Raw genomic sequence first — 19,702 nt, 5'->3', positions numbered from 1 at the left:
GATATTCCGGAGCGGTTGAAACCTGTCACAGACCACAAACTTTTACCAGCGTCATGGCATTATGTATGGAGGAACTTAATGGCATTATCCCTCCATTGCATTCCCCAAGGAAAGAAATGCTTAATGCCAGGAAAAGCGGATGCTGGTTGCCAGGTGGAAGCGACAACTGCAAAGTGAACTGGCCCGGCAAGGCTCCTTTTATCGGGAAATCGGGGCTTTGGGTTGCTGTATGTATATATTGATTATCACCGAAATTCAATGCTGCTGCGGTTGCCTGCAACCTGAAATGCGTGGCGTTTGGAGGGATAGCAAACCTTTTCTTTCCTGCAAATTTTGAGATACGGATTACCATGCGCCCGGTTTTGCGATCAATGCTGGCTGTGAAGGCCGGTAAGAGATCCCTTAACGGGCTTTTCTCATTGAAGTCGAAGCCTTCCAACAGCGTTATTTCGCCATCGGCAGGGTTTCTCCTTCCTCTTTCATTGGTTTTATCTCCCTGGGTCACCTTCGCCATCACTTTATTAAGGCGGTTATGAATGCCACTGTCTTCTATCTGGGTGAGCGGAATGGCGAATGCCTGGCGGATCAGTTTTGATGCTTTGCTGTTGCGGCTCAGCTCTGCCATAGTTTTTCTCTGAATGGCGAATGCCGGGTCTGTTGCGAAGCGTTTGGCATCAAAGCGGGGTTTCCGTTTGATGAAGTACCCGCTTTTAGTTTTGTAAAATACGATGTCTCCTATTGTGCCCGAAACTTTTATAGGGCCGGTTTGTCTGGCCATAGTTTGTGTTTTTTAAAGTAATAAATGTAGCAGTTACAAGGCCCGCTCATACTGCCTTTTATGCTTTTTCTCCGCATGCGGTATCTATGACAGCGAAGCTAGTTTGCTTTGTTTTTTTCACGAAAACACTTGTCCGTTTTATGTCGAAATTTCCTAAAATGTCCCATAGACGAATGGTGATCTATGCTAAGGATATTGCTTTAATCACCAATAAAACCGAGCGCACAGGGCGGAGGATACTGAGGCAGATCAGAAAGGCTTTTGGCAAGGAGAAAAGGGATTATGTTACGATTAAGGAATTCTGCCTGTTCTCGGGGTTTGATGAAGATGAGGTACATGAAATGCTCTCCGGCAAATAAAAAGGCCGGCGTACAGGGACGCCGGCCTCTGTAAATGAAGGGCTTATCTATAAAAGGAAGTCCTTCGTTACCGCATTGCCGGGAAGGTCCGTAGCCTTCGCTCTTACGGTGGATCCAGCAACAGCCGGATTGTTGCTGATGGCGGTGTAGATCCAATATTGGCTATTGGGATCTGTTACTGCAGGGCCCTCTTCCAGGATGTCGCCAGCCTGGTTGAGAAGCTGTACATATACGGACTCTACCCTGAAGTCATCCATTGCATCGATGCGGATGGTGCTGTTCGGGAGGCCTGTATATTGGCTGCTGTCGATACTCCTGATCTCAGGTGCTTTAAAGGCATCTGCCACAGCCATGTTGTATGCAGACCGGTTTTCCGGCGCTACAGCCTGGTAGGCAGCTTTTAAAGCCTCGTTGGCAATTGCTGCCCTGGCGTACCGGATAGCGGTGTTGAACCTTTCCCTTACAGCCAATTGGTCTGGCGTTGGTTCGCCTGTTCTTGGGCCCGGGTGGTTGCACATGATGGTGTCTCCACCACGTTGCCTGAATACTACTTGTTTACCGAACGCCCCCTTGTTTTTACGGGTAACGATGTTGTTATTTGCATTTGACATTTTTGATCAATTTAAATGTGAAAAAAATAGGGGCAGTCAACAGGCCCGCCCTTTGCCTTTTCGTACATGGCCAGAGAACGTCTTCCCAGGATTTGTACTTCGGTACCGATGAGAGCAAAGCTATTTAGCCGCGATTTTTTCACAAATGCAGATGTCCGTTTTGGGCAGAAATGTCCCTTTTAGTTTTTGGGTGGTGGGATTTTAACTGTGTGGGCTCAAAGCAATGAAAGAGCTTTGATAGCACTTTGAAAGAGCAAGTAAAGGGTTTTGATTGTTTGGGGTAAAAAAACATCAGGCGCTGGTGCTGCTGAATCTTTCCAGGACGGGGACACTTATGTTAAGATAAGAGGCGATTTCGTTTCCGGGGATCTTTTCCAGTACCCAGGGTTTTTGGGTGATAAGGCTGATATAGCGCTCTATGGGGGTAAATGTTTTTATTTCCCTTATCCTTTCTGCAATCTGAGCGCAATGGGCTTCCCTGACTTTTCTATATAGCAGCCTTGCATCTTCTCTGCTCTTTAACAGATGTACCGCACTGCTGTAATTCATTTTTGTAAGAGTGGCCTCATCTGATAGCATAATGTTGCTATATCCTGATGTTGGGATAATGTATTCCCCCTCTCCCCAGAACCAGGAATAAATGCGGTCTTTACCGTTCATTGAGTAGAATTCTTTTGCGTAGCCCTGAACGATAAAAATATTGGCTATGGCATTGGGTTTGGCTATTAGCCGGGGAACGTGTTTCATGGACATATTACGGGGTGTTCCGGTAAGGCAAAAGAATAGGTCTTTGTTGATCATAAATGGATGATTTGGGTTTAAAAACAAGAGTGGATTTTGGGGATTTAGGGGGAAGGGGTGCAGAGATGTTTGCGCATATGATTGGTTTTTTGTTGTTGCAGGAAGATAAAAGGTGAATTTGGTTTTGTGTTGGCTATAGATATGGGGCCTGAATGGCCTGATGAAAATATTGTTGCGCTGGAGGACGTTGTGGCTATCCGCATCAGTGAATATAATCTTGCCTGGCTGGAATTTAATCACCTTGGTTTTGGGATGATAACTGCCGCATATCATCAGGTGCATAGGCAGATTTCAAAAACCAGAGAGGCCATTGAAATAGCGGGATATGGGGCTGAGGATAGATATGAGGGGTTGCAGCGGCAACATCGCTTTAGTTTTGACCGGGTGCCGGATACTTATTTGGTGTCTTTTCTGAATATTACGTTGAAGGAGCTGGCGGATGTGAGGAGGTAACCTGAGTTTATTGTATCATTTTGGGGTGAATACACTATTCACAATTCATTAAATTTATCTCATTTTTTCTTTTTTCTTCTATTGCCAGCCACAATGCTATTATCACTGTTTTGTTTGTACAAATATGTTTGAAAAAATGACTTGCCTTTAACATTAAATTAACTCTGAAACACTATAAAAATTAACAAATTCACATTCAATTTGAAGCAGCAAAAACAACGATCAACTATGTATCTTTTTTTATGTTCTCTCTCTTTAGCTTCTAACAAAAGGCGACATAATTCTGATAAAAGTGAGTTGATGTGTGATTTGCAATCTTAGAATAAAAATTAATTATAAGAATGCAAAACGAAACCATTATCGAAGTTTTTTTAATGTCGGACCAAATACTAAGAAAGCTGCATACTTTTAAACAACGTGAGTAAAATTCCAAAATCAATCGCATATTTTTCTGCTTATCCCTTAACGGAGTCTATTTTGATAAGAAGCCTTACTAGCGATCTGCTGAAAGCATTCTGCACAGGAAGTGGGAAATTGCTATCTTCTTTACAGGAATATCGTTACTGATTCTTTGGTATTATGAATTCCTGCATTCTCCACCTGCTTGCTATCCCTGTATCATACACCAACGATTTTTAGGCTATTCAACTCTTATGAATAGGTGTTTTTGTTGCATTCATATTTTTTATTACAACCATTTATCCCTTTTTAATGGTAACGTGTCTTGAGGTTTTGACCTAAAAAATGTACAAGGAAAGAGGGCCTTTACTAACCAAACTGAAACAAAATGCATCAGATTTACTGCCCAAAATTTTGGAGCAGATGGCTATTGTATGCCATCTTGCTGCTTTCACTTCACGCTAATGCTCATTCTACTCAGGATAGTGGTAGGATTACTTTGCATTTTACTAACCAACCGATAGAAAAAGTATTTCGGCAGATTGAGAATCAAACTGGTTATGCTTTTTTCTATGGACACAGCTTGTTGGATCCTAATTCCTTGGTGAGTATTAAAGCCGATAGATTTAGATTGTCACAGGTAATGGATGTTATATTGAAGGGAAAGAACATTACCTGGAAAATTAAAGAGAATGGCATTGTGCTATCTAAAAAACAAGATACTGAAGTAAGGGACAGTCCCACACAAATTTCTGCTGATAGTATTCCTAAAATTACTATTAGAGGCACAGTAAATTCAGATGAAGGATTTCCGTTACCTGGAGCTAGTATTCAAATAAGTGGAACTCGTATTGGGACTGTAACAAATGCGCAAGGTCAATTTATTCTGAATGGAGTTCTTCCCCAATCGATATTAATAATTAGTTATACAGGTTTTCAATTGGAGCAGTATATAATTAAAGATAACGAAACACTTATAGTACGCTTAAAAAAGCTAATTGGGCTGCTTGATGAGTCGGTAATTATTGCCTACGGGACCAGCAGTCGCAGGAAATTGACTGGTTCTGTAAGTAGAGTTACTTCTGCGGATATTATTAAGCAACCAGTAAGTAATCCTTTAGCTGCATTGCAAGGAAGAATGGCTGGGGTGCAAATTACCCAACAAACGGGAGTTCCTGGTGGAGGATTTAGAATTCAGATACGTGGGCAGAACAGTCTTCGTTCGGAAGGTAATGACCCTTTATACATAATAGATGGAGTTCCATTCACTTCTACTTCGTTATCTAATAACTTAACATCAAGTTCAATTCTTGGTTCGTTTGGCTTAAGCCCTCTTAATAGCATAAATCCCAATGATATAGAGAGCGTTGAAGTTCTAAAGGATGCCGATGCAACTGCAATATATGGTTCAAGAGGAGCGAATGGAGTAGTATTAATAACTACTAAAAAGGGACAAGCTGGCAAGACAAGGATTGATCTAAATGTATATGCAGGAGCTGGAAAAGTGACTAAGTTTATGGATCTATTAAATACAGATCAGTATTTAGAGGTGCGAAAGGAGGCATATAAAAATGATAACATTACGGTGTACCCTGCTAACGCTTATGATATTAATGGCAAATGGGACCAAAAAAGATATACAAACTGGCAAAGGGAATTGATTGGCGGCACCGCTCACTTCACTGATGTGCAAGCTTCAATATCAGGTGGAAACAACAACACACAGTTTTTAGTAAGTGGTGGTTATCATAAGGAAACTACTGTATTCCCAGGGAAAGATGCGGACCAAAGGGCTTCTATGCATTTTAGCCTAAACAATAAATCTGCGAATCAAAGGTTTAAAACAGCACTTTCGGCAAGTTATAGTAGTCAATTTACAACGTTACCAGGCACAGACCTGTCTTCTTTGGCAGTAAATTTAGCACCTAATGCACCTTCGTTATACGATTCAACCGGTAATTTAAACTGGGAGAATTCTACATGGACTAACCCCTTAACTACAACAAAGCAACCGTACAATGCAACGGCCAATAATTTGGCTAGTAATTTGCAGTTAAACTATGAACTCCTCCCTGGTTTAGAAATCAAATCAACATTTGGATACGTAAACTATACCTTAACATCAATAAGGAAGTTTCCCATAAGTGCCGGAAATCCAGCCACGGTTTCACCTGTTAATAGCGCATATTATGCTAACTCGGCATTAAAATCATGGAGCATTGAACCTCAGATAAGTTGGAGACGTACTTTGGGAAAAGGGCGCATTGAGATACTTGGTGGTGTTTCATTTCAGGAACAACTTACGACTGGTATTGCTCAAATTGGAACAGGTTATTCCAGCGAATCGTTATTGGATGATATAAAATCAGCCGACAGGGTAACTATCTCAAATTCTAACTATGCAGAGTATAGATACCATGCTCTTTTTGGTCGTATTAATTATGAATTCCTTGGTAAATATATTTTTAATATTACGGGTAGAAGAGATGGATCCAGTCGATTTGGACCAGATAGAAGATTCGCAAATTTTGGGTCAATAGGCATGGCTTGGATATTTTCAGGAGAAGGTTTCATTCAAAGGAATATTCCACTTATCAGCTTTGGTAAATTGCGTGGAAGCTACGGTGTGACGGGGAGTGATGCAATTGGCGATTATGGTTACATTTCAACGTATCAAGTGTCGGGTACTTATCAGGGGGGCGCAGGCTTGAATCCTTCAAATTTACTAAATCCCGACTATTCTTGGGAAACTAATAGAAAGCTCGAGGCCGCTTTGGAAGTGGGCTTAGTAAAAGATCGTTTATATTTTACAATTGCATGGTATAGGAATCGCTCTTCAAATCAATTGGTAGGCTACCCATTGCCACCTACATCAGGTTTTGATAAGATTCAATATAACCTGCCGGCGTCTGTTCAGAATACTGGGTTTGAAATTGAATTTACAACAGTAAATTTTCAGTCGAATAAATTTTCGTGGACTAGTTCACTTAATTTAACTATTCCGCGAAACAAATTATTGTCTTATCCAAATATTGATGCTTCATCTTTTGCTAATACATACGCTGTCGGCTACCCTCTGACTATTAGAAAACTCTATTATTTTAAAGGAGTTGATGCTGCGACAGGGGCATATGTAGTTGAAGATGTTGATAAAAACGGTTTAATTAATGCGAATGATCTTAAATCAGTAAAATTTGTCGGGCAAAACTTTTTCGGGGGACTGCTAAACAAGTTAACATATAGAGGATTTCAATTGGATTTTTTGCTTCAATTTGTTAAGCAGTATGGACCGAATTTCCGGAATACAGGATTTGGAGTTCCGGGATTTGCGAATAATCAACCTACTTACATCTTAAATAGGTGGAAAAAGATCGGTGATAATGCTCTTGTACAGCGATATACGAGTGGTGGGAACGTTGCTGCTTTAAATGGGTTTATTAATAGTGCAAGTAGTGATTATATAGTAAGTGATGCATCATTTATCCGTCTTAAAAACATTTCAGTTTCTTACAAAATCCCTCCAAGATGGATACATCGCTTAAGGCTTGAAGGAAGTAGGATATATATTCAATCTCAAAATATTTTAACTTTTACTAATTATGAAGGCTCTGATCCAGAAAGGCAGTCTGCTAATATACTGCCGCCTCTGAAAGTTATTACTGCTGGTATTCAAATAACACTTTAGGATGTAGAACTTAAACTGTAGATTTTCATCCTGAGTCATTTTTTGGATGTTAAGGGAGGAAGATTCTGAAACAAATCTGCATAACGAAAAATAAAAGCATTAAACATGAAACGTCATTTAGTCTATAGACATATTAAAATGCCTAAGTCAGTTAAACAACAATTCTTAAGCTCTATTTGTCAGATTAGTATCCAATTCGAAAATTATTTCTATAAGCAGGAGGTTTTCTCCTTTAAATCTAAGGGTGACATCCTGAAAATCAGGAAAAGTATTCAGTTTTATAAAGACATCATTTTTAGCTATTTTCTAAGTCTATCCAAAACTTGCATAATAAAGCATGTTGGATTATATGTACTTTTTCTTTTTTCTTTTAGCGTCACGTCTTGTGAGAGCTTCGTAGATGTTGGATCTCCTACTAATAGAATAGACCAATCATTGGTATTTACTAATAATGCTACTGCTACTGCAGCGATTTATGGGATATATAACCAAATGACAAATCCAAATGGATTTTCTAGTGGTGGCGGTAGAAGTATGAGTGTTATAGGAGGACTATCTTCTGATGACCTTAATTTATATTCAGCTTCCTTAACTCAGCAAAAGGAGTTTTATTTAAATACGATATCTGCAACAAATACTTTGCTGTCAAGTAGCATTTGGGGTGAATTATATCAATACATATACAAATCAAACGCGATGCTAGAGGGGTTAGAGAACTCGTCTGGTGTTTCACAACTATTGAAGAATCAGTTAATGGGAGAGGCTAAATTTATTCGAGCTTTTAGCTATTTTTACTTGGTTAATCTGTTTGGTGAAGTGCCGATGGTTATAACTACAGATTACAGAGTTAATGCTTCAATACCACGGACGTCAATTACGGATATCTATAAACTAATTATAGCCGATCTGAAAGCATCCCAGGTATTATTGCAGGATAATTATTCATTATTTAAAGAAGAGCGTGTTCGAATTAATAAATTTGCATCAATAGCGCTACTGTCTAGGGTATATCTATATTTGGGAGATTGGAATAATGCTGAAGTAAGTGCTACTGAAGTAATTAATAATACGACTACTTATACTCTTTTATCTGATCTTAATTCTGTTTTTTTGAAGAATAGCAAAGAAGCTATTTGGCAATTAAGTCAAGATAATAGTAATACCGCAGACGCGATAACCCACATATTTAAGACGAATCCAGTGACATATGCACTCAGCCAGAATCTGATAACCAATTTTGAACCAGGTGATCTTAGAAGAAGTAGTTGGATAGGTAGCACAACGGTTGGAATCGCAAATTACTACTTTCCAAATAAGTACAAAGTCACCGCCACAACTCCTATCTCCGAATATTCGATGGTTCTTCGTTTAGGAGAACAATATTTAATCAGAGCTGAAGCTCGAATTAATCAACCCGGTAAAATTTCTGGCGGAATTGAAGATCTTAATCTATTAAGAAAACGAGCCAGAGCATTACCTACTTCAGCAGTTCCTAATCCATTACCTGCATTATCAAGTAGTTTATCAAAGGAGGAAGCGCTTTTAGCAATTGAAAGAGAAAGAAGGGTTGAATTGTTTACAGAATGGGGGCATCGATGGTTAGATTTGAAAAGGACGAACCGCGCGAATGCAACCATGGGAATTGTTACTCCTCAAAAGGGAGGGGCTTGGAAGCCTGAGTGGCAACTATATCCTATTCCTCAAGTACAGATACTAAATGATCCTGCTATGACTAATGCACAAAATCCAGGATATAATTAGATAAATGAAAGTTGTCGTCAAGAAGACAGGAATATGGTTATTGTATAATTTTATGTTAGCCTAAACAAGATGTCAAGCCCTGTCTTTTTTGCGTCTTAAAAAGCTATGGGATGCATGGTGTACACCGTATTATTTTTTCGTTGAAGTTCCTCCAGACTATTGTGAAGGAAAAGGAAATTCATGGTCAATAAGTGATCCCCAAAATGAACAGGAGAGAACATTATCCATGCCAACTATTATAAATGATCTATGTTTTGAGTGGATCAGGTATCAAGCTAAGCTTTTCAAGGGCATTTAGTTGTATATACGACTGACTGGAATAAAGGTAAACCAGTTTTATCAGCTTCTCGCTTTCGTTTGAATTCTTTTTTTTGTAGTGCTTCATCTTAAAAACCCCTTATTTTTGAAAAATGCTATTTCAAAAATCGTTAAGTCCAATAGTACATTGTTAATTTTTTTTTGTCAGTTATTTAAAGGCAACAATAATGTCAGTAATGCCTCCTCATAAATGACATTGTTATCTGATATTTTCAATCATCCTTATGGCTAACCGCTGTTGTAATCATGGTGATTGCTTGAAGGAGTTTATAGGGTGTCATTTAATATTTTTTCGAAATATATTAGTCTGTAAATACATGTCTATATTATCTCACTATTTATCTTGGTTACTTAATAAACCATAAATAGATACAGTTATATTGCTGTGGATAGTATCCAGTTATTTTTGAATGCGGAATCAAAAAAAAAATCTACTGCAGTGTCTTTACAGTACATGGATGTAGCTTTGAGTTATAAAAAGAGGTTCACTCTATTCATTATAGAACATAATGACATAGGTAAAAGTATCCATTTAAGGAAAACAGATTCTATTCCACTATAAGTACGAAATCAGACTTAAGACAAGAGTAAAACCCAACTGCATAAATTCTGCATTAATCCTCTATTAATTAACTCAATACATAAGTCCATGGCAAGGAAATGGATCGTTGAAATTATCTGCTATCTATTTGTATTATTGTTTGTTTACACTGGCGTGAGCAAATACCTAGATTATTATAAGTTCCTAAGTCAGATAAAGCAATCTCCGTTACTTCAAAGTTGGGGGCATGCCGTGGCGATATTACTTCCCGCCGCAGAGTTTATAGTTTCTTTAATGTTAGTCATTCCGAAAATTAGAATGGTAGGGCTTTACGCCAGTTTGTGTTTGATGACTATGTTTACAAGCTATATCATCGCCATCCTTCAATTTGGTGACCATATTCCGTGCACATGTGGCGGAATAATACAACAGATGTCATGGGAGCAACATTTAGTTTTCAATTTCGTTTTTTTATTTCTTTCAATAGTTGCAATTGTACTTCAATCTAATATTGAAATAGTTGAAAATCGTTCATTCAATTCATTGCCCGTAAAATGATATCTTATGTCTGCTGTAAAGAGGAATTTATTAATTTTTCTGTGCATGATATGTAGCGCTTTAGTTGTTTTTATGTTGTATGCTATAGTGCCGGAGCCCAATAGAGTTAAGAATGGATTTATTCGTGCTAACTTGAAACATAAAGTATCCATAATTAAATCAATGGCGATAGAACATGATGGGTATTATATTGCTGGCCTGAGTAAAACGAAAATTTATCTAGGAAATTATAATGCTCAATTGCATTTATTAATACTTGATTATAAGTTAAGAGACACTCAACAAATAACTTTGAGATTAGATACTATCCCTAAAACAAGATTATTAAAACTAGTTGTGGATTCTCCTCATGTGTTTCTATATGAAGGAGTTGGCCCTACACTTTATAAATCTAATTTACCAAATTACTCTTTGAATACCTATTTTGGAAAGACTGCATCGTTTATTGCAGGGATACCACTTAATGAACATTCAATGATAGTGAGAGCATATGATGGGATTAATAAGAAAACGGATCTTTATAAAGTTTCGAATGATAGTTCTGGCGTTGTACGTTTTACTAAAAATATCTTAGAAAAGCAAGTTGATGGTATTCTTTGTTGCACGGGGTCATTTAATTTTAATAGAGACGCAGGTAAGATTGTTTATGTCTATCGATATAGAAATCAGTTCATTTGTATGGATACTGGCTTAAATGTTTTATATAAAGCAGAAACGATTGATACAAATACTGTGGCGAAAATTTCTGTGTCAGATACAGATACAGAGTCAACTCTTGATGCAGCTTCTTTAACAATTAATAATATTAGCTGTATAAGCGATAGCCTAATATTTGTATCTTCTAATTTGATGGGCGATAATGAAAGCATTGTTGAGTATAATAAGTCAAATTCTATCGATGTTTATTCACTCAGAGATGGAAAATATTTGTATAGTTTTGGCTTGCCAAAATATCAAGAGAATAGCATAAAAGACATAGATGTATTCGAAGATAAATTAGTTGCCATTTATAAGAATAGGATAATTATATATAGGCTTCTTAATAAAAACGTTTATTAATCCTGCCGATAGTTCATGCATATTTGTAATTAGGATATAAATTAGTTTCCTTTTGTTATGAAATCATCTAAGGTATTTATTGTAACCTTTGTTTTTATAGGTGGAGCAGGAAGTGCATTTTTGCCTCGAGATTCTTCTGGAAATGGTTATATACAACTCGCGGAACCGCCAGAATCATATCTGGATTGTGAATATATTGGTGAATGAGTAGGAGGTGGTACCCTTGTCAATTTTGTTATGAACCCATTTGAACAGGTATGTGGTCTTGATGAATTTGGTATATGTGGGATTGAGCTTAGGGATGCCATAAATCAATAAAGAGTTTGAGAAAATAGAAATTCTTATTTGCTTTAAATAATTTGCGCAGATACAGGAGAACCCGAAAACCTGGATAATAGAGTAGGGAATTTTTCTAATCGTTAAGTTTTCCATGCTTTTTACATTAAAAAAGCATGATAATTTATGAATAAAAGGAAAATATTTTTAACACTCGGAGCATTTGCTCTTGCTATTGGTGGAGCTTATGCTTCATATTTCACTCTTCCTGCTGGCCAGGGATATATTCAAGTGGTTAAGCCTCCTACTGGTATTGCTGATTGTCAAATAGACAGAGTTTGCCTTGGTGGTGAAGATCCATGTAAGAGTTTGGTTTTCCCAGCTGAGACTTTATACGATTTATTCGAAAATAATTGTATAATTGAACTTGGTCAGCCTTAATCAATTCTGCAACGGGGCAATTTATTAATTGTCCCGTTGCTATCAAATTGCTCTATTTGTCATATAATACTACCGTTTTCATTTCTCTTTTTGTTAATGTTACAATAATTCCATTTTCTTTTAAAACTTTTATTGTCTCCTCTAGCCCTTGCATTCTATTTGATATTGGTAAGTAGACGTCAATATTATTTGAAATATTGGTTTCATCAATAAATGGAATATATCTAGAATCTTGATTTCCGCTGGCTACTCCATCCAGCAATGCAATTACCAAATTTATTGGAGTATTTCTAACAGTATCTTTCCGATAGTCCACTTTTTCATGTGGATATTTTGTTTTTAAAGTTTCCCTCATCTTATCACTAGCTGTAACCACATAGCATGGCATTTCATTATTTTCAATAGTAACTCTATAGCCAAAATAGTCTTCCAAATCTCGTTGCATTTTTCTTTTTAAAGAATTATTATCAGCTTTTCCATTTTTAATGATCAGGCTATAACAATAATAACCACTACCTGTAATAATATTTGGAATGAAGGGTGAGATGTCCTTAATCTTAAGTAATGGTTTGGGCCAATACTTTCCGTATAAAGAGTCTCTAGGCTGGAGTATCCGAACCCCAACATAAGCTGTGTTATATAGGTATGATAAACTTATGCCAAGTATTTGTATTCCATCTGATAGGCGAAATCCCTTCCAGTTATTGTCCTTACTAAAATCAGGGTAGTCTTGGGCCATATATGGATACCAGTTAGACAATGCGGATCGAAATATGAAATTGGTATCTTGTACTCCATTGTTTTCAATTAATAAGGGATGTCGGCGATTAAATTCAATATAGTTATTTCTGGCTTCTCGATCCCCTCTATATAGAGGCAAGGCCGGTATTTTACCTTTTAGAAAGATTGCCATATCCTCTCTGGTAATTGAATAGGTTATACCTCTTAGTATACCAGCAGGATCAATAACAAATATGCAAGGTAATCCTGCCAGCTCTAGCTTTTCATACAAGGTACTATCGTATGCTACTGCGAATGAATATCCAAATTTCTTTTTGAGCTCTGCATACATCCATTTGTCATTTATTCGCGGATTTCTTTTATCACTCTTTGCATCACCAATAAAAATTAGTTCAACCTTATCTTTGAATTCATTCTTTATAGAATCCATCTTTGGCATACTCCTAATACAGCTACCACATGATCTTCCCCAAAAGTCTAAGAGTACCCATTTGCCCTTTAAATCCTTTAGGGAAACCTCTGCTGTTTTATAGTCCTGTACGTCATCAAGTATAAATTCTGGAAATGGCCTACCAACTTCAGGAAATGTTGTATTGCTTTTTTCGTCCTTTTTGCCATCGCCAGCCTTATTGGAACTTCCCTGGCCAAGGGCATATATATTAAAAACTAGTAATCCTGATAATAATAGTAATAAGTGCGTTGATCTCATATATATTAGTTAACACTGCTCTTGTTTCGCAGTGCATTCTGATAAAATAACTCTCAAAAGTGAGAGTGTTTCTACCAATATATGAGACAAGATTTGCCAAAAAGGGTGAATGCTTTTGTTATCTCCACAAAAAAAAGTAAAAGACGAATTGTACCTTTATTAACTTTTGAATAACATTTGGATAATGATTGAATGCTATTCTAAGCGAAGTATGCCTTTCGGCATGGTTGAGATGGCCTGTAGTGATAAAGGGAAGATTAAAACCAAGAGTGCCATTTGTTTTCTTTTGATCCTGATAGGTAAAAATATACACAAATAGGGATCATTAGTCTTTAGTATTCACGATGTAAAATTTGGTTAGATAATGACCTGAGCTTTTCTGAAATAAGGATTTTGTTTGGTTTCCGGGGATTTATGATCAGAAAGTTTGCTATAGCTGGGTCAGTATTTGGTATTACTATATCCAAGGATTAGTTTTTAAACTTTTTAGTTTAATTGTATTCTTATTTTAGGTAATTTTTTTGTGGTGAAGATAGATGCAAATTGGGGCTTGGTTTTAGGTAATTTGGCAATTGATCAGGTCACATAGCAGAGTCAGCCTTAATAAGGTCGTAGGCAATATGAATAAGTAAAGTTTGCAGAGGAGTTAACGTCTTCAACCCAGCTAAAAGATCCTCAAACTTGTGGTGCAACAGCCACTTTTTTACCAAAACGATAATAATCGCAAGAGCATGAGGCTCAAACGGCAAAATAGGGCCCTCGAGATTTTGCCAGTGATAACGATCTGCCTGGTACAGTTCAGTGATTTCTCCTAACCTGCTGAGAAGTAGAGATGTGTTTTCGAGATGAATATTGATCTCCTCGTTTATGTTTTCAATCTCGTTCATCGTGGCAATAACTATACGGTATGGAATATTCAATCCTTGAATTCTGGCCCCTTTCAGATTCTGTTCAACCTGCTTACTGAAGTCTCTAAGTTGTTTTTCTTTATTGTCTGAAGTATGGAGAAGTTGCTGCAGGTAAATATAAAACCCCTCTTCTGCATCCCAATTACCCGATTCCTGCTGGTTGTTGACAAATTGGGCATTCAAATGCGCCACAGAACAGATCTCGCACACACGCCATATTGGCCAACCGAGTTCCCTGAAACTTGTAGAGGCACTGCTAAATAATTTCGCTTCATCAGGGGCGTTTATTAATGACTTAAAGAGCGCGCTTATAAGGAAAGAGCTGGCAATTACCGGTAGTTTGTCGGAGGAGTATTGCTCAGATAAGGCTGTTGCATAGCCTGCATAAGCTTCGCCGAGGCTCTCGACAGTTTCGCTGTTCAGCATTAATGTTTCCACATATTTGCTCATAATAATACTTCCCTTATGTTAGATAGCTTTTCAGGCGCCTGATAATTGGGATTTATTATTGTATGAGAGGGAGCCGGTAATTTTCCGGAAGATAGGGCCATTTTAGCTGCAGGGCCGTCATAACCATTTGCTTTTTCAATCTGCACAGTTGGAATAATGATCTTTGCCATGATCTCACCCTGCTTATGATAAGGTAAATAATCCTTATAAATATGAAGTTCCCTCACCTCTTCGGAAAATTGTTCCATCTCAATTGCAATCCTACCAATAGTAAAACATAGGCATAAAAGATATATCCACTAGTTCTAAAATTCTTTGTTGCAAAGCGAAGGGCTGTCATAAAAGGATCAAACAAGATATTCTTTTTGTTTTTATGATCCTGTTGAATAGCACCTGCTGTTGTTGAAATAAAAGGTGTTACACTCCCAAACGTTTTACCGTGTAACGGTGCGAGCGGATTGCCAGCTGGTACTGGCTCGTTATAATGGTTAAGATGGAGATCCGCGTTGATACTGTTAAGATGTAAAAGGGCTTCCGCCGGTGTAATTTGACCAACCGTACGCCACGAGTTGCTTATAATCCCCTTATTCACTACGTAATCAGCATCTGACCTACTGAGATTATCGATTCCTTTAAGTACTTTTTGAATTATCATATTAATTACCTTGATACTAATGCTGAAGGTAGAGATGGGGCTTAGAAAAATATTTGTTTATTTACATCATAATTGATGGACAATGGAACCTGCTTCCTACTTAAATCCAGAGAAAAACGTCCTGGCATCGATGAGGCCAATGGTGCTTTCTGAGGTTAATGGCTGTCAATGTTGCCCTCCTAAAGACCAGGCCGGCCTTTCCGGGCCGCCTCGTTCGATATATGTGTCGAAGTCGATCTCTTCAATTCCAAGTATTTTTATCGTCCATTCCCTTTTACCGAGCTTACCTCTGATAAACGATTTTAGTTCTTCGGGTGTTTGAGCGGATGTTGATCGAATCAGCATTCTATCTTCTCCAACAATATTTTCCTCTTCCGTTACCTCGTACAAGACATCATAGAAAAAATCATCCTTACCCATAATTGTAATTTTAAGGTTTGTTTAATGATTGCATCGAGCAAAATATTTACAATATCTGAACGTCCCTCTGCGAATTGAAAATTACAAATATTCCGGGTATTTTTTGTTCATATCCGCATGTCTTTCTGAACACTGCTACCTAAACGCAGTGTGGCTGCAGAATCTAATAAACTATACGTTGGTTTTGAAAATTTTAGAATAATAGCACTCTTCATTTCCCCTTTTCTCTAAAAAAACTATCTATATAAAGGGTTCCTGATCGGGTAAACGATGATATATATAGAATTTGTATCATAATTTGAGTCTTGAAAGAATTCATTGCATACTTTATTAATAGCAAATTCTCTGTTTGTATGTACCTTGTAACTACTCGCGGAATTCTCCCTACCTTGTCAATTCCTTCCTGTACAGCAATTTAATACTGCTATTAGCCACTTGCTGGCTGGGTCTAAGACTTTCGATAAATTGCTTGAATGTCGCTACCTGAAAACAGTGCCTCTATCAATTTCCTCATAGGCATCTGTAGTATCAGATCTTAAAAACGTATTTTTATTATGTCGCTGTGGGTTATCTGTATATGTTGTTTATCAGTTAGTTAAATGAGTATAATACGATCAATAGGCCACAATTTTTTGTCTCTTAATTGAGGTTATCAAGAAGGTGGGAATTTAATTTTTAAACTTCCATTTGTTATCCTTATTTTGATAGTTATTTTATACATGTAGTTAACCTTTCACAAGGGATAGATAGTCATTGAATTGAGAAAAATTGATATATAAATGAATGAAGTATTAGACCGGCCGTTATCAGTTCCCGGAATTGATGGATATAATGATTTTATTAACCAGAAAATAGAACGCCTTTTGGAGGGAGAGAATCTAAGGGTGTTGGATTTATTTTCCGGTTGCGGAGGATTGTCGCTGGGATTTAGTAAGGCAGGATACAAAGTCATTGCAGGGATTGAATTAGATGAAGAAGCTGCCGAATCACATGCCATAAATTTTCATAAAGATGATCCTTTTTTCTCTCAACATGCACGTTCAAGAGACATTCAGGTAACTGATCCTGAGCAGTTATTAAAAGAAATTGGTTTAGTTGGCAATCCTAAAGCCCAGGTGGATGTGATCATAGGAGGTCCTCCTTGCCAGGCCTTTACCAGAATAGGGCGGGCCAAACTGCGTGAAACTTTCAGTAATCAGCATGCATTCCTGAAAGATCCGAGAAGTCAGCTTTACAAGCAGTACCTCTCATATGTTAAATCCCTGGCACCGATGGCTATACTGATGGAAAATGTCCCGGATATGCTGAACTATGGAGGGGTTAATATTGCTGAGTTAGTATGTGATGATCTGAATGAATTAGGATTCAAATGTCAGTATACATTACTAAATTCAGCCCATTATGGCGTTCCGCAGATGAGGGAACGTATGTTTCTCATTGCTATTCATTCAAGTGTAAACGCTGATATTCTGTTTCCTGCGCCTACCCATTTTATTGAATTGCCAAAGGGGTATCATGGCTCAAGAAATGTGGCACTTAAATATATTTTGTCGGAAGAAACAACTGCCCGGCATTATACCGCTCCGCCGGAACCCACTGCTGCTCTGCCTGGTGCATATTCTGCCAGCGATGCGCTTTCCGATCTTCCATTACTGACAGAACATCTTGAAAACAAGATGAAAAGAGGTGCCAAAAAACTGGATACTCCACTACCATACAGCCGTCTTCCACAGAACGGTTATCAGACTTTAATGCGTAACTGGCCTGGCCTGCCAGTTGTCAATACCGTTTGCAGCAACGTTATCCGCTTCTTGCCGCGTGATTATCCTATTTTCGAAAGAATGGAGCCTGGAGATCAATATCCGGAAGCAATTGAAGTGGCCAACATATTGTTGACGCAAAAAATCAGGAAGGAAGAAAAAGCAAGGGGTAAACCTATTTCGAAGAGGTCAAAAAAGTATGAAAAATTGCTTAAAGAAACCATTCCGCCATATGATGTCAGCAAATTCCCAAATAAGTGGCGTAAAATGGAGGAAGATCAGCCTTCACGCACATTAATGGCGCACCTTGGTAAAGACAGCTATTCACATATTCATTATGATAGTAACCAAGCCCGCACTATTTCCGTCAGAGAGGCGGCCAGGTTACAATCATTCCCTGATGGTTTTAAGTTTGCCGGCGCAATGAATGCTGCGTTCAGGCAAATAGGTAATGCAGTACCTCCGTTGATGGCTACCAGCATTGCAGAAGCAATCAGGTTCACCATTGAAACCGGTATCCGATGTTATCGAAAAAGGAATTTGAACACCTGAAAAAATCCAGGGCGGAAAGGATTCCCCCTTCTCCGGATTCTCTTATAGAAACGTTCAGGGCAATTGGATATAACCTCCCCACCGCGCTTGCCGATATTGTAGATAACAGTATTTCAGCAGGTGCGGGAAGTGTGCGCCTGGATTTTATCTGGGCAGAGGACAAGTCGTACATTACTATTCATGACGACGGGCATGGGATGATTAGAGATCATTTGGTAGAGGCCCTGCGGCCTGGTACACATAATCCGCTGGGCGACCGTCGTCCGGAAGATCTGGGGCGGTTTGGCCTGGGCCTGAAAACGGCTTCTTTTTCCCAATGCCGGATTCTCACAGTCATTACCAAAGAAAAAGAAGCAGGGGAAATTCATTACAGATCCTGGAATTTGGATTATGTGGAGTATTGTAATGAATGGGAAATTTTGGAATATTTATCGGAACCTCAGCTTATGAAGCCCCTTGAACGACAGCCATCTGGTACCACGGTTGTATGGGAAAACCTTGATAGGGTGGTCTATGATCAGGAAAACAGACTCATCTCGGAAGCAAAGTTCTATGAATCTGTACGGGAGGTTGAGCAGCATCTGGCTATGGTATTTCATCGTTTTTTAGAAGGGAAAAAGCTGAAAATATGGATCAACAACAATGCGATTATCCCCTGGGATCCTTTTCTACGTGATGAGAAATTTACGCAGGCATTCCCTGCTGAGTCTTTTTCCGGAGATCGCATCAGGGTTGCCGGTTATGTATTGCCACATCAGGAAAAAATTAGCGTTGAAACCTGGCATAATGCGGCAGGTGCAAACGGATGGAATGCACATCAGGGCTTTTATATTTACAGGAAGGACCGCATGTTGGTATCCGGGGATTGGCTGCAATTGTTTAAAAAAGAAGAATTTACACGGCTGGCCAGAATTATGATTGATATTGATTCAGACCTAGACTTTGCCTGGCAGCTGGATATCCGGAAATCTCGTGCTATACCACCAAGGATGTTTCGCGATGAATTGAAACGATATGGTGCCGCTATCAGAAAAGCCGCAAGTGAAGTATACAAACACCGGGGAAAGCAAAAACAGCGGAAATCCGGTCGTTCGCATTTTGAATTTGTCTGGACGACCATTGAAGAGAATGGCCGGGATTATTTTCAGATCAACAGAAATCATCCGCTTATACGGGCACTGGCGGAACAACTTAAGCCGCAGCAGAAAGAACTGGAAAAGGTGTTACGCTTACTGGAAGTTACATTACCCATTCCCACAATTGTATTGAACGAAAGTTTAAATGCAGATAATCCCCATAGTCCCTGCATTTCAGTAAATGATAGCGAGGTAAATGAGCTTATGCAGGCAACTTATCAGCGACTGTTGAAAGAAGGCTATTCAAAGGCTCAGGCCAGAGAAGAACTTTATTTTATAGACCCCTTCAGTAATTATACACACTTGCTGGAAAGCCTGAAGGATTAATTAC

The 19,702-nt window shown here is 38.4% G+C and carries 16 protein-coding genes; 9 read left to right on the top strand and 7 right to left on the bottom strand.

All coding sequences use genetic code 11. The features are described from left to right. Positions 1 to 25: 25 nt before the first annotated feature. Positions 26 to 778: a hypothetical protein gene (locus tag AAHN97_RS16135; protein ID WP_343303084.1), complete on the bottom strand. Its 753-nt coding sequence runs from the start codon at positions 776 to 778 to the stop codon at positions 26 to 28. Positions 779 to 936: 158 nt separating this feature from the next. On the opposite strand from AAHN97_RS16135, the gene AAHN97_RS16130 reads away from it, so the two are divergent. After that, positions 937 to 1,137 carry a hypothetical protein gene (locus AAHN97_RS16130; protein WP_343303083.1) on the top strand — a complete coding sequence of 67 codons (201 nt, stop codon included), beginning with the start codon at positions 937 to 939 and terminating at the stop codon, positions 1,135 to 1,137. A gap of 47 nt (positions 1,138 to 1,184) precedes the next feature. On the opposite strand, the gene AAHN97_RS16125 is transcribed toward AAHN97_RS16130, so the two are convergent. Next, on the bottom strand, positions 1,185 to 1,748 hold the full coding sequence (locus AAHN97_RS16125) for a hypothetical protein (protein WP_343303082.1): 564 nt from the start codon (positions 1,746 to 1,748) through the stop codon (positions 1,185 to 1,187). Positions 1,749 to 2,039: 291 nt separating this feature from the next. Continuing rightward, positions 2,040 to 2,549 (bottom strand): hypothetical protein, encoded by a 510-nt coding sequence (locus tag AAHN97_RS16120; RefSeq protein WP_343303081.1) that lies wholly within the window; start codon positions 2,547 to 2,549, stop codon positions 2,040 to 2,042. 126 nt (positions 2,550 to 2,675) lie between these two features. Here AAHN97_RS16120 and AAHN97_RS16115 point away from each other — a divergent pair, with 126 nt between their 5' ends. The 6 genes from AAHN97_RS16115 to AAHN97_RS16090 all read left to right on the top strand — a co-directional run bounded on the left by AAHN97_RS16115 (position 2,676) and on the right by AAHN97_RS16090 (position 12,040). Continuing rightward, on the top strand, positions 2,676 to 3,002 hold the full coding sequence (locus AAHN97_RS16115; protein WP_343303080.1) for a hypothetical protein: 327 nt from the start codon (positions 2,676 to 2,678) through the stop codon (positions 3,000 to 3,002). Positions 3,003 to 3,789: 787 nt separating this feature from the next. After that, positions 3,790 to 7,086 carry a SusC/RagA family TonB-linked outer membrane protein gene (locus AAHN97_RS16110; protein ID WP_343303079.1) on the top strand — a complete coding sequence of 1,099 codons (3,297 nt, stop codon included), beginning with the start codon at positions 3,790 to 3,792 and terminating at the stop codon, positions 7,084 to 7,086. 105 nt (positions 7,087 to 7,191) lie between these two features. Next, on the top strand, positions 7,192 to 8,847 hold the full coding sequence (locus AAHN97_RS16105) for a RagB/SusD family nutrient uptake outer membrane protein (protein ID WP_343303078.1): 1,656 nt from the start codon (positions 7,192 to 7,194) through the stop codon (positions 8,845 to 8,847). 967 nt (positions 8,848 to 9,814) lie between these two features. Further along, positions 9,815 to 10,264 (top strand): MauE/DoxX family redox-associated membrane protein, encoded by a 450-nt coding sequence (locus AAHN97_RS16100; RefSeq protein WP_343303077.1) that lies wholly within the window; start codon positions 9,815 to 9,817, stop codon positions 10,262 to 10,264. 6 nt (positions 10,265 to 10,270) lie between these two features. Continuing rightward, positions 10,271 to 11,323, top strand: a complete 1,053-nt coding sequence (locus AAHN97_RS16095) for a hypothetical protein (protein WP_343303076.1) — start codon at positions 10,271 to 10,273, stop codon at positions 11,321 to 11,323. 462 nt (positions 11,324 to 11,785) lie between these two features. Next, positions 11,786 to 12,040, top strand: coding sequence for a hypothetical protein (locus tag AAHN97_RS16090; protein ID WP_343303075.1), 255 nt, complete (start codon positions 11,786 to 11,788; stop codon positions 12,038 to 12,040). A 52-nt stretch (positions 12,041 to 12,092) separates the two neighbouring features. On the opposite strand, the gene AAHN97_RS16085 is transcribed toward AAHN97_RS16090, so the two are convergent. From AAHN97_RS16085 to AAHN97_RS16070, 4 genes are all read right to left on the bottom strand, one after another. Further along, positions 12,093 to 13,490: a TlpA family protein disulfide reductase gene (locus AAHN97_RS16085; protein ID WP_343303074.1), complete on the bottom strand. Its 1,398-nt coding sequence runs from the start codon at positions 13,488 to 13,490 to the stop codon at positions 12,093 to 12,095. Positions 13,491 to 14,071: 581 nt separating this feature from the next. Further along, positions 14,072 to 14,848, bottom strand: coding sequence for a hypothetical protein (locus AAHN97_RS16080; protein ID WP_343303073.1), 777 nt, complete (start codon positions 14,846 to 14,848; stop codon positions 14,072 to 14,074). Beyond that, a complete protein-coding gene (locus AAHN97_RS16075; RefSeq protein ID WP_343303072.1) occupies positions 14,845 to 15,096 on the bottom strand; it encodes a hypothetical protein in 252 nt (83 codons plus the stop codon). Before AAHN97_RS16075 ends, AAHN97_RS16080 begins: the two co-directional genes overlap by 4 nt. A 572-nt stretch (positions 15,097 to 15,668) precedes the next feature. Continuing rightward, complete coding sequence (locus tag AAHN97_RS16070; protein ID WP_343303071.1) at positions 15,669 to 15,923, bottom strand: hypothetical protein; 255 nt, start codon at positions 15,921 to 15,923, stop codon at positions 15,669 to 15,671. A 779-nt stretch (positions 15,924 to 16,702) separates the two neighbouring features. Between AAHN97_RS16070 and AAHN97_RS16065 the strand changes: the two genes are divergently transcribed. Together AAHN97_RS16065 and AAHN97_RS16060 are read left to right on the top strand one after the other, a co-directional pair. Beyond that, positions 16,703 to 18,235: a DNA cytosine methyltransferase gene (locus AAHN97_RS16065; RefSeq protein ID WP_343303070.1), complete on the top strand. Its 1,533-nt coding sequence runs from the start codon at positions 16,703 to 16,705 to the stop codon at positions 18,233 to 18,235. Next, positions 18,205 to 19,698 (top strand): ATP-binding protein, encoded by a 1,494-nt coding sequence (locus tag AAHN97_RS16060; RefSeq protein WP_343303069.1) that lies wholly within the window; start codon positions 18,205 to 18,207, stop codon positions 19,696 to 19,698. The genes AAHN97_RS16065 and AAHN97_RS16060 overlap by 31 nt, the downstream gene beginning before the upstream one ends. Positions 19,699 to 19,702 lie beyond the last annotated feature (4 nt).

The organism is Chitinophaga niabensis (assembly GCF_039545795.1).
GTDB lineage: Bacteria > Bacteroidota > Bacteroidia > Chitinophagales > Chitinophagaceae > Chitinophaga > Chitinophaga niabensis_B.
Note: the sequence above shows the minus strand (reverse complement) of the source record. Positions and strands in the feature narration are given on the sequence as shown.

Excerpts from the sequence above, each read along its gene's own strand:
- AAHN97_RS16095 (WP_343303076.1), top strand. The coding sequence starts at position 10,271 with ATGTCTGCTGTAAAGAGGAATTTATTAATTTTTCTGTGCATGATATGT.
- AAHN97_RS16070 (WP_343303071.1), bottom strand. The coding sequence starts at position 15,923 with ATGGGTAAGGATGATTTTTTCTATGATGTCTTGTACGAGGTAACGGAA.
- AAHN97_RS16060 (WP_343303069.1), top strand. The coding sequence starts at position 18,205 with ATGTTATCGAAAAAGGAATTTGAACACCTGAAAAAATCCAGGGCGGAA.
- AAHN97_RS16065 (WP_343303070.1), top strand. The coding sequence starts at position 16,703 with ATGAATGAAGTATTAGACCGGCCGTTATCAGTTCCCGGAATTGATGGA.
- AAHN97_RS16085 (WP_343303074.1), bottom strand. The coding sequence starts at position 13,490 with ATGAGATCAACGCACTTATTACTATTATTATCAGGATTACTAGTTTTT.
- AAHN97_RS16120 (WP_343303081.1), bottom strand. The coding sequence starts at position 2,549 with ATGATCAACAAAGACCTATTCTTTTGCCTTACCGGAACACCCCGTAAT.
- AAHN97_RS16075 (WP_343303072.1), bottom strand. The coding sequence starts at position 15,096 with ATGGAACAATTTTCCGAAGAGGTGAGGGAACTTCATATTTATAAGGAT.
- AAHN97_RS16090 (WP_343303075.1), top strand. The coding sequence starts at position 11,786 with ATGAATAAAAGGAAAATATTTTTAACACTCGGAGCATTTGCTCTTGCT.
- AAHN97_RS16080 (WP_343303073.1), bottom strand. The coding sequence starts at position 14,848 with ATGAGCAAATATGTGGAAACATTAATGCTGAACAGCGAAACTGTCGAG.
- AAHN97_RS16100 (WP_343303077.1), top strand. The coding sequence starts at position 9,815 with ATGGCAAGGAAATGGATCGTTGAAATTATCTGCTATCTATTTGTATTA.
- AAHN97_RS16110 (WP_343303079.1), top strand. The coding sequence starts at position 3,790 with ATGCATCAGATTTACTGCCCAAAATTTTGGAGCAGATGGCTATTGTAT.
- AAHN97_RS16135 (WP_343303084.1), bottom strand. The coding sequence starts at position 778 with ATGGCCAGACAAACCGGCCCTATAAAAGTTTCGGGCACAATAGGAGAC.
- AAHN97_RS16125 (WP_343303082.1), bottom strand. The coding sequence starts at position 1,748 with ATGTCAAATGCAAATAACAACATCGTTACCCGTAAAAACAAGGGGGCG.
- AAHN97_RS16105 (WP_343303078.1), top strand. The coding sequence starts at position 7,192 with ATGAAACGTCATTTAGTCTATAGACATATTAAAATGCCTAAGTCAGTT.
- AAHN97_RS16130 (WP_343303083.1), top strand. The coding sequence starts at position 937 with ATGTCCCATAGACGAATGGTGATCTATGCTAAGGATATTGCTTTAATC.